The organism is Alkalilimnicola sp. S0819 (assembly GCF_009295635.1).
In the GTDB taxonomy this organism is placed as follows: domain Bacteria; phylum Pseudomonadota; class Gammaproteobacteria; order Nitrococcales; family WHIW01; genus S0819.
This window is the reverse complement of sequence record NZ_WHIW01000002.1, coordinates 12842-29510: the sequence shown is the minus strand read 5'-3', so window position 1 is coordinate 29510 and position 16669 is coordinate 12842. Positions and strand designations below refer to the sequence as shown.

Genomic DNA, 16669 nt, shown 5'->3' with positions numbered 1-16669 from the left:
AACAGCCGCTGCTGGGGGTCCATGTATTTGGCTTCCAGACCGGAGATGCCGAAGAAAACCGGATCGAAGCGGTCTATGCCCTCCAGGAAGCTGCCGTGGCGGCCGTAGCTATCCGGGGGCGCGTCGCGGTAGAAAGGCGACAGATCGAAGCGCGACACCGATTCCACCAGGTCCCGGCCGGCGCGCAGATGCTCCCAGAGCTCGTCCAGGCCGGCGGCACCGGCGAAGCGCCCGCTGGCGCCGACAATGGCGATGGGCTCCCGCGCCGGGGCCGGCTGTGGTGGCGCGGAACGGGCCGACGCGACGGTCTCCTCGCGGGGCGGCCGCGGATGCGCTTGCGCAGCGCCCTGCTCCTCGCGTTTCTCCTCGCCCGGTCTATCGCCCGTCAGCTGGGGGTACTCCGCCGCCAGCAGGTTCTCCAGGCGCAGCACATTGCTGAAATCGAACAGCCGGGTATGGCTCAACTCGATGCCCAGCGACTCGCGCAGCCGGTGCACCAGTTCGGCGCCGAGAATGGAGTCCAGCCCGTAGTCGGCGAAGGACTGCGTGAGGTCTATGGCCGAGGGGGCCACGTTCAGCGTCTCGCCCAGGGCGCGCAGCAGGCTCTCGCGCAGCCCCGCCGAGGCCGCGCCCACGGGTACCGACGCCGTGACCGCGGGCCTGGGCGTAGCCGCGGCTTGGGTACGCACGTCAGGGCGCGCCACCGGCGTGGCCGGGCCAGCTCGCCCGGCCGGCGCGGTGGCGGCGATGATCTGCTGGCCCAGGGCCCGCTCGGCCTCGGGCGAGACCGCCTGCCAGCGCAGCCCCGTCTCCTCCAGCAGCGCGCGCCAGCTCTCCGCGTTCAGCGAGGGCGTGCCGGGAATGCGCCGCTGGGGGTCGGTGAATCGCCACCAGCCCTCCAACAGCCCGAAGGTGACGTGGGTGAACAGGCTGGGGCGGCTGGTCTCGTTGATCAGCAGCAAGCCGCCCGGCGCCAGGGTCTCGCCGACCACCGACAGGGTGCGGGCCATATCGGCGGTGGCATGCAGCACATTGGCGGCGATCACCAGATCGTAGCCGCCGGGCTCCACCGCCTGACCGTCCAGGGGCCGCTCCACATCGAACAGGGCCGTGGTGAGGCCCGGCGCCCGGTCCGCGTAGTGGCGCTCGGCATGGATCAGGAAAGCGCGGGAGACATCCGTGTAGCGATACTCGGCGATCTGCCCGCGCTGCTCCGCCAGGGCATCCAGCAGCACCTCGGTGGTGCCGCCGGTGCCGGCGCCTATCTCCAAAATCCGCAGCGGCCGCCCCAGCGCCCGCGCCCGCTGCGCCACGAAGGCCACCGCCGCCGCGGCCAGGGCCGCGTTGAAGCGGGTGGCCACCGCGTTGTCCTTGTAGACCCCTTCCACCAGGTTCATGGAACCGGCGGGGAACATCACGGCGCTGGCGGCGCGCTCGCCGCACAGCAGTGCCGGCAATTCCCGCAGCGTCGTCTCGGCCAGGGTGATCTGCGCCAGGGACGCGCCGGCGGCCTGACGGCGGCGTTTGTAGTCGGCCCAGTCCGCCCAGGCGGCATCCAGAGTCAGGCCGGGCTGCCGCGGATGCGCGTCCAGCAGCGCCCGGGCCGCCTCCCGCCAGCGCTCGCCGCTGTCGGGCAGCTTGGCCGGCAGCTGTTCCAGCAATGGTCGCAGCAGCACGGCCAATCGCGACTCCAGCTCGGCCTCCCCGGCCAGCAGATCATCGCGCCCGGCGACGGTCGCGGCATGCTCCAGGGCCCGCGCCACCCCGTGTTCGCCGGCGCGCTCCGGCAGCCAGTAGCGCTCCTTGGCGAAGGGATAACAGGGCAGCGAGACGATGCGCGGCGCGGCGCGGTGCGACAAGGCCTCCCAGTCGATGGTCAGACCACGGACCCAGAGCCTAAGCACTTTCCCAGCCTGCCCCTTGGCGAGCCACCCCTGGGCCAGCTCACGCAGCTCGTCGTCTTCCAGCAGCGGATCCACGGCATCGGCGGCATCGCGAACCGCTACGTGCAGACCCGGCCTGTCCAGCCGGCCGGCCAGAAAATCCCGCAGCCCCTGGGCAAGCTCCTCCCGTGTGGCCGCCTCGATGCCGAGGCGCGCCTCCATGGGCTCACGGCCCACCTGCAGGGTGTAGGCGATATCCGCAAGCCCCGCTGCCGGCCGCGCCACACTACCCTCGCGGCCCAACTCGGTGAACAGCTGATCCAGTGTCGCCAGCGGCCCGAAGCTCGCCTCATCGGCTTCCAGCCCGTAGTGGCGCTGCAGCCAGCCGCGCAGCCGCCAGCGCTGGGCCAGCTCGACTCCGTAGTTCTCGAAGGGTTCCGCCGGATCGATGTCCTCGGCGGACACCGACAGCAGTTGCGCCAGATACGCCCGCAGCCGCGCCGGCAGGTCGGCGGCCAGGGCGGGTGCGTCCACGCCCTCCTCCAGGAAGGCCAACAGGCGCTCGGCATAGGCGCGCAACCGGGCCGGGTCCCGGGCGGACAGGGGCACCACTTGAAGCCCGGCCTCGGGCTCCGGGGTGCCGGCGTGTTGCTCCTGCGGCCAGGCCTCGACGATGAGATGGGCGTTGGCGCCACCGGCGCCAAAGGAGGACACGCCCGCCAGCAGGCGCTCGCCGCGCCAGGGCGCGAGCTGCCGCTGCAGCACGAAGGGGCTGGCCTCCAGGTCCAGATCCGGATTTGGCCGGGCCGCATGCAGGGTGGGCAGCAGCTGTCGATGCTGCATCTGCAGGATCACCTTGCTGAGCCCGGCGATGCCCGCCGCCGCTTCCAGATGACCGATCACCGATTTCACCGAACCCAGCGCGCAGAACCCGCGCTGCTCGGTATGCGCGGCGAAGGCCTCGCTCAATCCGCGCAGCTCGATGGGGTCCCCCAGGGCCGTGCCGGTACCGTGGGCCTCGACATAGCTCAGCTGATCGGCGCGCACCCCCGCCCGGGCCAGGGCCCGGCTCACCACGTCCCGCTGGGCGCCGGGGTTGGGCACGGTGTAGCCGTTGCTGCGACCGCCGTGGTTGACCGCCGAGCCGCGAATCAGCGCATGAATCCGGTCGCCGTCGGCCAGCGCCCGGGACAAGGGCTTGAGCAGCAGACAGCCGACACCCTCGCCGGGCACGAAACCGTCGCCGCCCAGACCGAAACTCTTGCAGCGCCCGTCCGAGGCCAGCATCCGCGAAGCGCACAGGTCCACGTACTCGGCCGGGTGCAGGTAGAGGTTCACCCCTCCGGCCAGGGCCAGTTCACACTCGCCGGCGCGCAGTTGCTCGCAGGCCTGATGCACCGCCGTGAGCGAGGAGGAACACATGGTGTCCACCGGCACGCTGGGGCCGCGCAGACCCAGCACATGGGAGACCCGGTTGGCGACACTGGCGAAGGAGGCCCGGGGGCGCACCCGGGCGCCCTCCGCACTGGTGAACGGGCCGTGCAGGGCCCAGCCATTCTTGGTGACCCCGGCATACACCCCTACCCGGGCGCCATGCCGCGCCGCCAGCCGCGTGCGGCTGTAGCCCGCGTCCTCGCAGGCTTCCCAGGCGCTCATCAGGAACAGGCGCTCCTGGGGATCCATGGCGGCGCAATCCCGCGGCGCGATCTTGAAAAGCCGCGGGTCGAAATCGGCGAAACCGTCCAGGAAGCCGCCCCAGCGGGAGTAGCTCTTGCCGCCGGCCACGGCCGCGTCCGGATCGGGCTCGAAGAAGCCCTCCAGCGGCCAGCGTTCCGCGGGCACCTCGCCGATGGCGTCCTCACCGCACGCCAACTGGCGCCAGAATTGCTGCAGATCGGCGGCCCCTGGATAGCGCCCGCTCATGCCGATGACGGCGATGGGTTCCGCGGCGTCCTGGGTTCCGGCAAACGGCGCTGGCGTGGCGAGCGCCTCACCAGCCGATGGAGCCGCCGCTATTTCCGTCACGCCCAGCCAGCGCCGGCAGGCCGCGGCATGGGCGTCGAGCAGGTAATCCGCCACCGCCCCCAGGGTGCGGTGCTCGAAAAAGAGGGTCTTGGGCAATGCGCCGACGTGCTCGCCCAGCGCCTCGTTGAGGCGCACGATCATCAGCGAATCGATGCCGTAGTCGGAGAGCTCGGCATCCACCGCGATACGCTCGGCGGGGGTGCCGCTGACCCGGGCAAACAGCTCGCGCAGGCGCGCGATACAGGGCGCGCGCAGGGCATCGCGCTCGGCTGCCGGCGCGGCCGATTGTTCCTTGTATTCGGGCGCCTCGGCACGGCCGGCCGAGGCAAAGAAAGCGCGTATGGCGGCGGGTTCACCGGCGATAACCGCCGCCCGGCGGGCATTGCCCGACATGAGCCGGCGCAGGGCTTCGAGTCCCTGGGCACTGCTCAGCGGCCGCTGGCCCATGCGCCGATACAGGGCCTGCTCGGTGGCGGCATCCACGCCCATGCCGCCATCCCGCCACAGCGGCCAGTTCACGGATAGCAACGGCGCGCCCCGGTGCTCGGCCAGCGCGTCCAGGAAACCGTTGGCGGCGGCATAATCCGCCTGGCCCGGGTTCCCCACGGCCCCGGCCAGGGAGGAATACAGCACGAAACGATCCAGTTCGATACCCTGGCAGGCCTGCAACAGGGCCATGGCACCGGCCACCTTGGGGGCCAGTACCGCGTCCAGATCGGCGCGGCGCTTGTACGGCAGATACCCGTCACGCAGCGTGCCGGCACAGTGCACCACGGCGTGCAGCCCGCCGTGCACTTCCAGTATTTCCTTCACCAGCGCGTCCACCGCCGCCGGGTCGGCGATATCCAGCTGACGGTAACCGGCGGTGGCGCCCAGGGCCCGTAGCTCATCGATGAGCTCGGCACGCTGCCCATCCAGCGCGCCGCTGCCCGCCAGCACCAGCACGCAGCCCGGCGTGCCGCGGGCGATGTCCCGGGCGAGCTCCCGGCCCAGCGCGCCCATGCCGCCGCTGATGAGGACCACGCCCCCCGCCCGCCAGGGCGAGCGCTGGCTCGCCGGCACCGGCGCATCCACCCAGTGGCGCACCCAGCGCCCCTCGCGATAGCGCACGTGACTGGCCCGCGCGCCACGGGCTTCCTCGGCCAGCAGCGCATCCAGCTCACCGGTGAAGCCGGGCGTATCCAGTTCAATCAGCTGCACGGCGAGATGCGGGTTCTCGGCGGCGGCGGTTTCCAGCAGGGCCGCGAGACCACTGTAGAGCTGGCGTTCGTCCCCCAGCGGCACCAGCAACTGCAGCAGCAAGGGGCTGCGATCGGCGTCCCGCAGTTCGCCCTGCAGGATCTCCAGCAGCCAGGCGGCGGCCTCGGTGTAGCGTTGGGCCATGTCGCCGGTGCGGCGCGGCACGCCGAGCACCCGGACCTCGGCCGAGGCCCGCGGCCACTGCTCCAGCTCGCAGGCCAGCACCAGGCGGCGCGGCATCGCACTTCCCTGCGGGCGCAGCGGCTGCTGACGCCACACCGGGTTCAGCACGACGGTTTCCGACACCTCGACGGCGGATTCGGAAGACTCCCGGTCGGCGCCCGGCAGCACGCCGGGCAGCCAGAAGCGGGTATCGGCGAAGCGGCGCGGCGGCAGCGGCTGACGGCGCGCGCGGTGCGCCTCGGGCGGTTCTTCCAGGACCACATGGGCGTTGGCGCCACCAAAACCGAAGCTGCTCACGCCGGCACGCCGGGGCAGCTCCCTACCTGCGGCATCCAGGCGCCGGGGCCAGGGGCGTCGGGCGTGGAGCAACTCGAAGGGGCCGTCGCCAAGCTCCAGGTGGGGATTGGGCGGCTGGCAATGCAGGCTCGCCGGCAATTCGCCCTGGCGCATGGCCAGCAGCACCTTGATCACGCCGGCCAGCCCGGCGGCGGCTTCCAGATGGCCGATATTGGATTTCACCGAACCCAGCGGTATGGGCGCGGCCGACGCGTCCAGCCCCAGCTCCTGGTAGGCCTGTCGCAGGCCATTGAGCTCCACCGGGTCACCCAAGGCGGTACCGGTGCCATGGGCCTCGAGGTAGCCGATGCTCGCCGGGTCGGTGCCGGCCATGGCCGCCTGTACCAGCTCCGCCTGGGCCCGGGTGCTGGGCGCGGTCAGGGAACCGGCGCGCCCGCCGTGGTTCTCGGCGCCGCCCCGCAGCACCCCCAGGATGCGATCCCCCTCACGCCTGGCCTGGGCCAGGGGTTTGAGCAGCAGCGCGGCGACCCCTTCACCACGCACATAGCCGTCGGCGCCCTGGCCGAAGCTGCGGCAACGCCCGCCCGGGCTGAGCATGCCCGCCTGCCGCGGGCCCAGGAAACCCTCCAGGCTCAGGGCGAGGTTGACGCCACCCACCAGGGCGGCGCCGCAGCGCCCGGCGCGCACTGCATCGGCCGCCCGCAACAGCGCCACCAGAGAGCTGGAGCAGGCGGTGTCCAGGGACTGACTGGGGCCGTGCAGATCGAAGTAATGGGAGAGCCGATTGGCCACCATGGCCAGGGAATTGCCGGTGGCCGCATAGCCGTCCCGGGGCACGCCGTGAGCGCGCAGCAGGTCGGCGTAGTCCAGGCTGCTGACGCCGACGAACACGCCGGTATCCCGCGGCAGTTCCTCGGCCCGGTAGCCGCTGTCCTCCAGCGCCCGCCAGGCCGTTTCCAGCAGCAGGCGCTGCTGTGGGTCCATGCGCTCGGCCTCCACCGGGGAGACCCGGAAGAACTCGGCGTCGAAGCGGTCGATATCGTCCAGGAAACCGCCCCGGGGGACGAAGTCCGCGGCGGCGATGCGCGCGCGGTACTCCGGCCCGTAACGCGCCAGGGGCAGATCACCGATCAGATCATGAGCGGCGAGCAGGTGCTCGAAGAAACTGTCCACATCCGCCGAGCCCGGAAAGCGCGCCGCCATGCCGATGATGGCCACGGCGTCGTCGTCGGCATCCGAACCCGGCGAGGCGGACCCAGGCCGGCTTACGCGGCTCGGTGCCCCGGTTTCGCGGGCCAGCGGCACGCTGCGCGGGGTGCCCGCCTCGCCCGCGGGTGTGTGGCGCGGCGCGGCGGGCGACGGCGACGGGCGGGGGGCCGCGCCATGGCGGCTCATCAGATGCTGGCTGAGCGCGCTCAGATGCTCCGCCTCGAAGAACACCGCCGGTGAGAGGTCCAGCCCGTAGTCGGCACTGATCTCGTTGGCCAGTCGGGTCAGGGAGATGGAATCGAAGCCCAGATCCTGGAAGGACTCCCGCAGGCTCAGTTCCTCGGCCGGGAATTTCAGCATGTCCGCGGCCAGCGCCCGCAACTCCAGCGCCAGGCGTTCCTGCTCATCGGCCTCGCTCGTGGCCGCCACCACCGGAGCGCCACCGGGCTCCGGCCGAGCGCCCTGCCCCGCCAGGCGTAGCCCTTCGAGCCGGGCGAGCACCGCGCCATCGGCGCCCAGCCAGCTCAGCTCATGGGCCCCGTCCGCCGCGGGCCGCAGCGCCAGGGCCACGATGTCACCTCCGTGCAGACGCAGAGCGTCCAGCGCCGCCACGGGGCAGGCGCCTTCGCCGGTGAGCAGGTGCAGGGCCTGCTGCGCCGCCGCCAGGGCGGCGGGGGGCAATTGCAGATTGCGCTTGTAGAAATCCTGCCGCGGATGCGTCGCGGCGAGTTCGCAGAGCAGCCCACCGTCGGCGAGCCGGTGGACGCAGGCCAGCACCTCCAGGTAAGGCTTGAAGTCCAGCTCCAGGCGGGCGAGCTCGGCGTAGACGGCTTCGCCCTCCAGGCGCTCGGCGGCGCCCGCGCGCAGTGCCGGCAGATCCAGCGCCGGCAGGAACGGCGCCCCCTCGCGAAGCTGCGCTTCGGCATAAGGCTGGCGCTCGTGGGCCTCGTTTACGGTGGCGAGGCTCAGTTGCCAACCACCCGCCGGCGCCGGGTCCATGGTCGCTTCCAGGCGGCTGATGCGGGCCCAGTCCGGATCACCGTGAACCCGCAGATCCTGCAGGCTCAGCGGCCCCTGCAGGCCGGCTATGCGTGCCAGGGCCGCGCAGGCTTCCACCGGCGCCAGCGCCAGCAGATGCTGGCGCCGGGCGTGCCCGTAGACATAATCCAGCACCTCGTTGAGGTGGATGGCGGTGTCGTAGCGCAAACCACGCAGATCCGAGCGGTTGGCGCCGATCAGCGGATGCAGCTTCAGACTGGAACCCAGCGGGTTCACCACCGACGGCGCGTCCGGGTATTCCTGGTACCAGCAGCGCACCCGCTCGAAGGGATAGGCCGGCAGCGAGAGACGATGGGGCGCGCGCCCGGCGTTCAGGGCATCCCAGTCGATGGCCAGCCCATCGGTCCAGGCCCGGGCCACACGATCCAGGCGCCGTGCGGCGGTATCTTCACGCAACTGCTCGGGCGACTCCTCCGGATCCCGTTCCAGGATGTTGCGGGTGTACCAGCCCCCGGCCGGCGGCGCCCCCGTGGCGAGGAAATCGGCCAGGGCCTGCGCCAGCGCCTGCCCGTCGACCACCACCAGCGCCAGGCGACAGGGCAACTCATTGCGCCCCACCTGCAGGGTCCAGGCGATGTCGCTCAGGGACTCGGCGCTATTGTCCCGCAGCCAGTGTTGGAAACGCTCCAGCAGCAGGCGCAGACGTGCCTCGTTCATGGCGGAGAACACCAGCAGCTCCGGCCCTCGCGCCGGCGCGCCGGGCGCGTTGCGGATGTGCTCCTCGATGATGATGTGAGAGTTCATGCCCCCGGCGCCGATGGAGGTCACGCCCGCCCGCCGGGGCAATTCCGCGCCGCGCTCGTCGCGTAGCCGCGGCCAGGGGGCGAGCTCCCGCTGCACGTAGAAGGGGGTCTGCTCGAAGGGAATGTTCGGGTTGAGGGTCTCGGCGTGCAGCGAGGGGGCGAGCTGGCCGTGTTTGAGCTGCATCAGCACCTTGGCGATACCCGCCAGCCCCGAGGCACCCAGCAGATGGGCGATATTGCTCTTCACGGTGCCGATGGGGCAGAACTGACGCTCCTCGGTGTACTTGCTCCAGGCCCGGGTCAGCGCCTTGATCTCGATGGGATCGCCCAGGGAGGTGCCCGAGCCGTGGCCTTCCAGGTAGCCGATGCTGCGCGGATCCACGCCGCCGTCGCTCAAGGCCCGCTCGATGGCGTCCGCCTGCTGCGCCGGATTGGGCACGGTGAAGCCGTTGCGCACCCCGGCGTTGGACACGCCGGTGCCCTTGATGACGCCGTAGATGTGGTCGCCATCGCGCTCGGCTTCACGCAGGGTCTTCAGCACCAGCGCGCCCACGCCCTCGCCGAGAATGGTGCCGTCGGCGCCGAGGCCGTAGCCGCGGATCACATCGGCGGTCTTGCTGGTGAAGTGCTCCTGGGAGGTGGCGATCAGCTTCTGGGGGTGCAGCAGCAGGCTCACGCCACCGGCCAGCGCCATGCGGCAGCGCCCGGCGCGCAGCATGTGCACGGCCTCGTGCACGCAGGTGGCGGCCGCGGAACACATGGTGTCCAGGAAGTACGAGGGGCCGGTGAAGCCGTAGTAGTAGGACACCATATTGGGCACGGTGCCGGTGTAGCTGCCGCTGGCCAGCGCGCCGCGCATGAGCATGTTCTGGAAGCCGAACAGATCGTATTCGTTGGTCATGGAGCCGACGATCACCGCCACGTCGCCGCCATAGCGGCGCTGCATGTACTCCCGGGAGTAACCGGCGTCCTCGAAGGCTTCCACGCTGGACTGCAGGAAGAGGCGCACCTCCGGCGACATCAGCTCGGCTTCGTACTGGGATATGCGGAAGTAGCGGGGGTCGAACTCGTCCACCCCGTCCAGGAAAGCGCCGGTGCGCACCACGGTCTTGCCCAGCACGTCCCGCTCCGGGTGCAGCAGCGCCTCGTGGTTCCAGCGATCGGCGGGATAGGCCTCGAAGCCGTGCAGGCCCTGGGAGAGCAGATCCCAGAAGGCTTGCTGATCGGCGGCCTTGGCCACCCGCAGGGACAGGCCGACGATGGCGATGTCGTGGTCCTGGTCCGCGGCGGCGGTGCCCTCGGGCCGCTCGTCGCTCCGCGTCCAGGCGACCGGCTCGGATTCGCGGCTCAGCGGCGCCGCCGTGGATTCGGGCTCGGGTTCGGGCTCGGCGGTGTCCTCCTCGCCCAGGGCGGCCAGCAAGGCTTCGCGGTGCTCGGCGATGAGATGATCCGCGACGCCGTTGAGATCCACGTACTCGAAGAACAGGGTCTTGGAAAGCGAGCCCAGTTCCTGCTCCAGCTGGGTGGTCATCTCGACGATGAGGATCGAATCCAGCCCGTATTCCTCGAGCTTGCGGTTGGGCTTGATCCGGGCCGCGTCCAGCTGCGCCGCGCCGGCCAGCAGCTCCTTGAGATAGTCCAGGGCGCGCGCGCGCAGGGCGGCATCATTGGCCGCATTATCGGACGGCGCCGGAGCGGCGGCGGGCGCCCAGCCCCGGCCGTAGTCCGCCAGCAGCTCGTCCATGCGGGCGGGCTCGCCGTAGAGCACGGTGCGATTGCCGCCATGCGAGCCCGCCAGCAATTGGTCGAGGACCCGCAAGCCCCGCTCGGTGGGCAGGGGATGGGTGCCGAAGCGCTGGCGCAGCGCCTCCCGGGCAGCCTCATCCACTCCCATGCCGCCCTCGGCCCATAGCGGCCAGGCCACGGCGATCGTGCGGCCGTGGCGGGCACCTTCGCGGCGCAGGGCTTCGCGCTGCTCGGCGTAGGCGCCGAGGAAGGCGTTGGCGGCGGCGTAATCGGCCTGGCCCACATTGCCGAACACCGCGGCGATGGAGGAGCACAGCAGCAGGAAATCCAGCTCCAGCTCAGCGGTAGCCTCGTCCAGGTGCAGGGTGCCGGCCAGCTTGGGCGCGAGCACCGCGGCCAGGGTGGCCGGATCCTTGTTGAAAATCAGGCCGTCGTCCAGGTTGCCCGCGGCGTGGATCACCCCCTTCAGCGGCCCCAGCTCGGCGGGAATCCAGGCCACCAACTCGTCCACCGCTTCACGACGGCTCAGATCACAGCGGCGATAATGGACCTCGGCGCCCAGTGCCCGTAGCGCTTCCAGGTTCGCCTGCGCGGCCTCGTCCGGCTGCTCGCGTCGGCCGCTGAGCAGAATGCGTTTGCCACCCCGGGCGATCAGCCAGCGGGCGAAATGCTGGCCCAGCCCGCCAAGCCCGCCGGTGATCCAGTAGACCGCCTCCGGGTCCAGCTTCGGCGCCTCCGCCTGCGCCTCGGAGACCGCCAGGGGTCGCCAGACACGGCGCCGGTCGTCGGCCTCGTAGTACAACTCGGCAAAGGCGTCATCGCGGCCATGCTCCGCGGCGATGATGGCGGCCAGCCGATCCACTTCCGGCTCACCCGCCAGGCGCAGCACCGCGCCTTCCAGCCGGGGGTTTTCCATCGCCGCGGTCTTGAACAACGCCGCCAAGGGTGCGGTTAGCGCCGCGGGGAGCGCCCCCGGCGCCAGTACCAGCCATTGCCGGCGCCGCGCGGAACGCTCCCGCAGGGTCTCGGCCAGTTGCCCGTGCAGGGCTTCGAACCAGCGCCTCGCCCGCTCGGCGTCATCGCCCTCGTCCATGGGGAGGCTCAGTACCGCATGGCCGGTCTTTCGGCCCAGCGCCTCGGCGAGCTCCACCGGGAAACCGGCGAGTACCACGGTGGTGTCCCGCTTGATGGCGGCGGGGGCACCCAGGGCCCGCTCCTGCCACTCGCCGCCCAGCAGACGCAGCTCGCCTTCCTCCTCCTGCGGCGTCGCGGCCCGCTCGGCGGCCATGGCGCGCAGGCTCAGATCCCGGAAGGCCACCCGCACCTCGCCGGCCTTGTCGCACAGGTCTATGTCCAGGCGGCGCAGGGAGGCATCGGCCGTGGCGCCCGCAGCCGGGCGCACCCAGGCCCACATCACCGGTTCACACGGTCCGCGGACCTGGATGTGACGGCAGGCGAAGGGCACGGCGGCCTGCTCGGGGGTGGCATCGTCGTGGCCGATCCAGGCCTGGATCGCCGCGTCCAGCAGCATGGGCTGCAGCGGCAATCGGGCAAGGCTCGGCTGCAGCGGCCGGCCCAGCTTGAGCCGGGCCAGTACGCCGGACTCGCCCCGGCGAATCCGGCTGATCACCTGAAACCCCGGCCCGTGCTCCATGCCGCTGGCGCGCAGCCGGGCGTAGCACTCGGCGACCTCCAGCTCGTTGGGCGTGGCCTCGCGCAGGGCGGCCAGATCAAGCCTGGCGGGCAATTCGCCGTTATCGCCCCGGGACAGCACACCCTGTCCGTTGGTACTGGCCGCGGGCTGTGAGGGGTCCTTGCCCGGGGTCCCGATGGTGTAGGCCACGCGCTGCTCATCCAGAATGCGCAGACTCAGGGCGATACTGACCGGCCCCTCGCCGGCGAGGATGGGCCGGGTCCAGACCACGTTCTCGAAGGCCACCGGCGGCGGCTCGTCCAGACCGTCGGCCAGCTGCAGCGCCGCCCGGGCCATCTCCAGATAAACCACCCCGGGCAGCACCTGGCGCCCATCGACCCGGTGCTCGGCCCAGTAGAACTCGTCGCCGCTGAGCCGGGTCAGATAACGCGGCCCCTGAAAGCCGGAGACATTGCGATGCAGCAGCGGATGGGGCACCGCTGCGCTGTCCTTGCCGGCCAGCGCCGTGTCTATCCAATAGCGCTGGCGCATGAAGACGTAGCCGGGAGCATGCATGCGCCGAGGGCTGCGACCCTGCCACAGCGACGCCCAATCCGGCGTCTCGCCGTGCAGCCACCGCTCGGCGGCCCGGCTCAGCGCCTCGTCTTCAGCCGGCGCCTCCTCGGCGCGGCACAGGGCTGGGTGGGATTCACCGGCAAGCCAGGCCCCGAGCGCCGCGCCCAGCGTTTCCGCATCCGCCGCGATCACCGCCAGCCGGCTCGTCATGGCTTCCCGGCCCAGCTGCAGGGTGTAGGCGAGATCCGAAATACTAAGATCGGCGGGCGGCTGTTTCAGGAACGCCAGCAGCGCCTGCGCCATGGCGGCCAGGGCCGGCTCGTCCCGGGCGGACAGGGGCAGCAGCACCGGTTCACCGTCCGGCTGCGCGGCCTCAGGGAGCGGCCCTTCCTCCAGCAGCACATGGGCATTGCTGCCGCCGAAACCGAAGGAGCTGACGCCGGCCCGGCGTGGCCGATCGCCCTGACGCGGCCAGGGGCTATTGCCGGCCTGTATGCGGAAATCGCTGCCCTGCAGATCGATCAGCCGGTTCTGTTCACGGAAGTCCACATTGCCGGGCAGCTCCTCCCGACCCAGGGCGGCCAGCACCTTGGCGATGCCCGCCACCCCGGCGGCGCCTTCCAAATGACCCAAGTTGGTTTTCACCGAACCCACACCGCAGCGTTCCGCCACCGGCGCGCTGCCCGCCTCGGCGTGCAGCTCGGCGAAGGCCTGTTTCAGGCCGCGGATCTCGATGGGATCCCCCAGGGGGGTGCCCGGTCCGTGGGCCTCGATGTAGTCGATATCCGCGGGCCCGACCCCGGCTTCCCGATAGACACCGGCGATCAGTGCCGCCTGGGCGTCGGGGTTGGTGACGGTGAGCGAGCTGGTACGGCCCCCGTGATTGACGCCGATGCCGCGAATCACGGCATGGATCGGGTCGCCGTCCGCCCGCGCCGCCGACAGCGGCTTGAGCAGCAACATGGCGCCGCCCTCGCCGCGCACGTAGCCATCGGCGCGCTCGTCGAAGGCCTTGCTGGCGCCGTCCCGGGAGAGCATGCCGGCCTTGGAGAAGGCGACGAAGTGATTGGGCGACCAGCACAGGTTCACCCCACCGGCCAGGGCCGCATCGCACTCGCCCGCCTGCAGTGCCCGCACCGCCTCGTAGACCGAGGTCAGGGAAGCCGCGCAAGCGGTGTCGTTGGTGATACTGGGGCCGCGCAGATCGAAGTGGTGGGAGATCCGGTTGGCAATGACCGAGAAGGCGATGCCGGTGGGTGTGTAGGCATCCACCTCGGCCAGTTGCTTCTCGATCAGCTCGGCATAATCCCAGTGACACACGCCCATGTAGACACCGGTGCGGCTACCGGCCAGGGCACTGGCCGCATAGCCCGCATCCTCTATGGCCTTCCAGGCCATCTCCAGGGCGTAGCGCTGCTGGGGGTCCATCCAGGACGCCTCGCGGGGGGAGACATTGAAGAACGGTGCGTCGAAGGCGTCGGCATCCTCCAGGAAACCGCCCCAGATGCTGTTGGTCTTCTGCCCCTGGCGCGGATCGCCACGCAGACTCCGGGCATCCCAGCGTCGGGGCGAGACCTCGGTGATCAGCGAGCGCCCGGCCCGCAGATGGGCCCAGAACTGGTCCAGGGTGTCGGCGCGGGGGAGCCTCAGTCCAAGGCCAATGATGGCGATGGGCTCCCGGCTGCTCATCAGCCCGCCACTCCCAGGCTCATGCGCGCGTAGCGGCTGCCGAGCAGCTCCGCGGTCTCCTCCAGCAGCCGCAGGGCCAGCGCGTCGGCATGGCGATCGCGCCAGGCCTCCATGCCGCTGCCCGCCAGCCATTGATTGGCCGAGCCCAGGGCGGGCCCGCAATGCACCTGGAAGTCCACCTTGTGGGCCAGCTCGCCGCGCAGCGCCCACTGGGTGCTGTAGCTGAAATAGCGCCGGAACAGCAGCGCCATGCGGTGCTTGGGCAGGCGCTCGGCCCGCTCGATGTCCGCCTCCGGGTAGTTGGCGCGAATCTCCTCGAAGACCTCCTCGAAACTGCGCTTGAGGTAACGCTCCTGAATCTGCTGACGCAGCCGGGGTTCGATCTCGTCCACCGAGCCGTGCTGACGATACAGCGCCACCAGCTTGTTGGCCCGGGCGGGGAAGAACAGGCCCTTCTTCAACACCTGCACGGTGGAGCCCAGCTCGAACATTTCCGGCGAGGGGGCGTAGTCCGTGTCCTGCACGTTCATCTCGGCCAGCAGGTCCTTCACCGCCTCGCTGGTGCCGGCCTCCACGGTGCACTGGTTGATCGAGCCGGTAACGAGATAATCGGCCCCCAGCATCAGCACCGCGGCGGCGGCCTCGGGGCTGCCGATACCGCCCCCCGCACCCACATGTATCGGGCCGAAGCGGGGATAGCGCCGCTGCCAGTGATCGCGCAGCCGGAGCATGGCCGGAATCAGGGCGAAGGGCATGCCCTGGTCCGTGTGACCGCCGGAATCGGACTCCACGGTGAGCGCGTCGGCCATGGGCACTTCGCTCAGCCACTGGGCCTGCTCCGCGCCGATGGCACCGCTCTCTCGCAGCCGGCTGACGATGCGCTCCGGGGCCGGGGCGAGAAACTCCGCCGCCACGTCCGGCCGGGAGACCTTGGCGATGATGCGGTGGTCCGCGATGACCCGTGCGCCCTCCCGGCGCAAGCCCTGGGCCCGGTAGTGCACCAGGGCCGGACTCACTTCCATGAAGGCCGAGGCCTCGATGTTGCGCACGCCGTGGCGCAAGAGCAGATCAGTGAGCTCGGCCTCACGCTGGGGGGCATTATGCTGGGCGATGAAATTCACCCCCCAGGGGGCGTCGTCCGGCACGCCGGCCTTGATGGCGAGGATGGCCTCTTCCACCGCCGGGGCCCGCAGGCCGGCGGCACCGAAGAAGCTCAGCAGGCCCGCGCCCGCCAGGCGCCGCACCAGTTCCACCGAGGCGATGCCCCGGTACATGGCGCCAGCGACGTAGGCGTAACGCAGGCCGAATTGTTCGCGAAAGGCGTCCGATCCCAGCTCTTCGGCGCTGAAACCGGCACGGCTCGCCACCCCGGTGGCGTCCCGGGCCGCTTGCCGGGCAGTCGGTTCCTCAGGGGCCGTCGGCTCGGCGGCTGCCATATCCGCCGCTGCCGTCGTCGCCGCCGGCACCTCCGCCGCGGGTGCTTCCACCGCTGAGGCGTCCACCGCCGCGGCCTCGGCGGCCAGCACTTCGGGATCCAGCGGTCCGGCCTCCAGCTGGGTGCGCTTGACCATGGGTTTCACCACCGCCACGCCGCGGGCCCCGATTTCCTCGAAATTCGAGGGCTCCAGCCCCAGCGCCAGCAAATAGCGGATGCTCTCGGCCCAACGCACCGGCGCGGTGATCTGCTCGGCCATCCGTTCGCGGATGCGCGCCGGCTGGTGCGGGCGCGCCGTCACATTGGAAATAACCGGTATTTGCGGCGCGGCGAACTCGATCCCGCCGAGGAAGGCCTCGAACTCGGTCCGCGCGTCGGCCATGAAGGGTGTGTGGAAGGCGCCGCTCACCGGCAGAACCTTGAAGTAACTCGCGCCGGCGGCGGTGAACAGCGCTTCGGCCCGCTCCACCGCGGCGCGTTCGCCGGAGATCACGATCTGGCGCGGCGTGTTGATGTTGGCGGCATACACGCCCTCCAGGCCCTGGCCCTGCAGCACCGCCCGCACCTGCGCCTCATCCAGACCCAGCACCGCGGCCATGGCGCCGCCCTGGGCCCGCGCCATCAGTTCACCGCGCTTTTGCACCAGGCGCAGGCCGGTGTCGAAATCCACCACCCCGGCGCCGAACAGCGCCACGTACTCGGACACGCTGTGACCCAGCAGGTAATCCGGCAGACCGGCCTGCTCCACATGCCGCAGCCAGGCCAGCGCATTGACCACGAACAGGGCCGGCTGGGTGAAGCTTGTCAGGCTCAGGCGCTCCATGGGGCCCTGCAGGCAGAGCTCGCGCAGGGAGTAGCCGAGAATCTCGTCGGCACGGGCGATCAGTTCGGGGAAGGCCGCGAACAGCTCCTCCCCCATGCCGATGCGCTGGGCGCCTTGCCCCGGGAACAT

The 16669-nt window shown here is 70.9% G+C and carries 2 protein-coding genes (1 of these 2 only partly in view); both read right to left on the bottom strand.

The window, feature by feature from the left end; all coding sequences use genetic code 11:
- On the bottom strand, positions 1 to 14282 hold the 5' portion of the coding sequence (locus GBG68_RS01905) for an SDR family NAD(P)-dependent oxidoreductase (RefSeq protein ID WP_193222175.1). 6406 nt of this gene lie to the left of the window's left edge; only the first 14282 of its 20688 coding nucleotides appear in the window; it begins with the start codon at positions 14280 to 14282; the stop codon falls past the left edge of the window.
- Positions 14282 to 16669 (bottom strand): ACP S-malonyltransferase, encoded by a 2388-nt coding sequence (fabD, locus tag GBG68_RS01900; protein WP_227011314.1) that lies wholly within the window; start codon positions 16667 to 16669, stop codon positions 14282 to 14284. Before fabD ends, GBG68_RS01905 begins: the two co-directional genes overlap by 1 nt.

Excerpts from the sequence above, each read along its gene's own strand:
- fabD (WP_227011314.1), bottom strand. The coding sequence starts at position 16,669 with ATGTTCCCGGGGCAAGGCGCCCAGCGCATCGGCATGGGGGAGGAGCTG.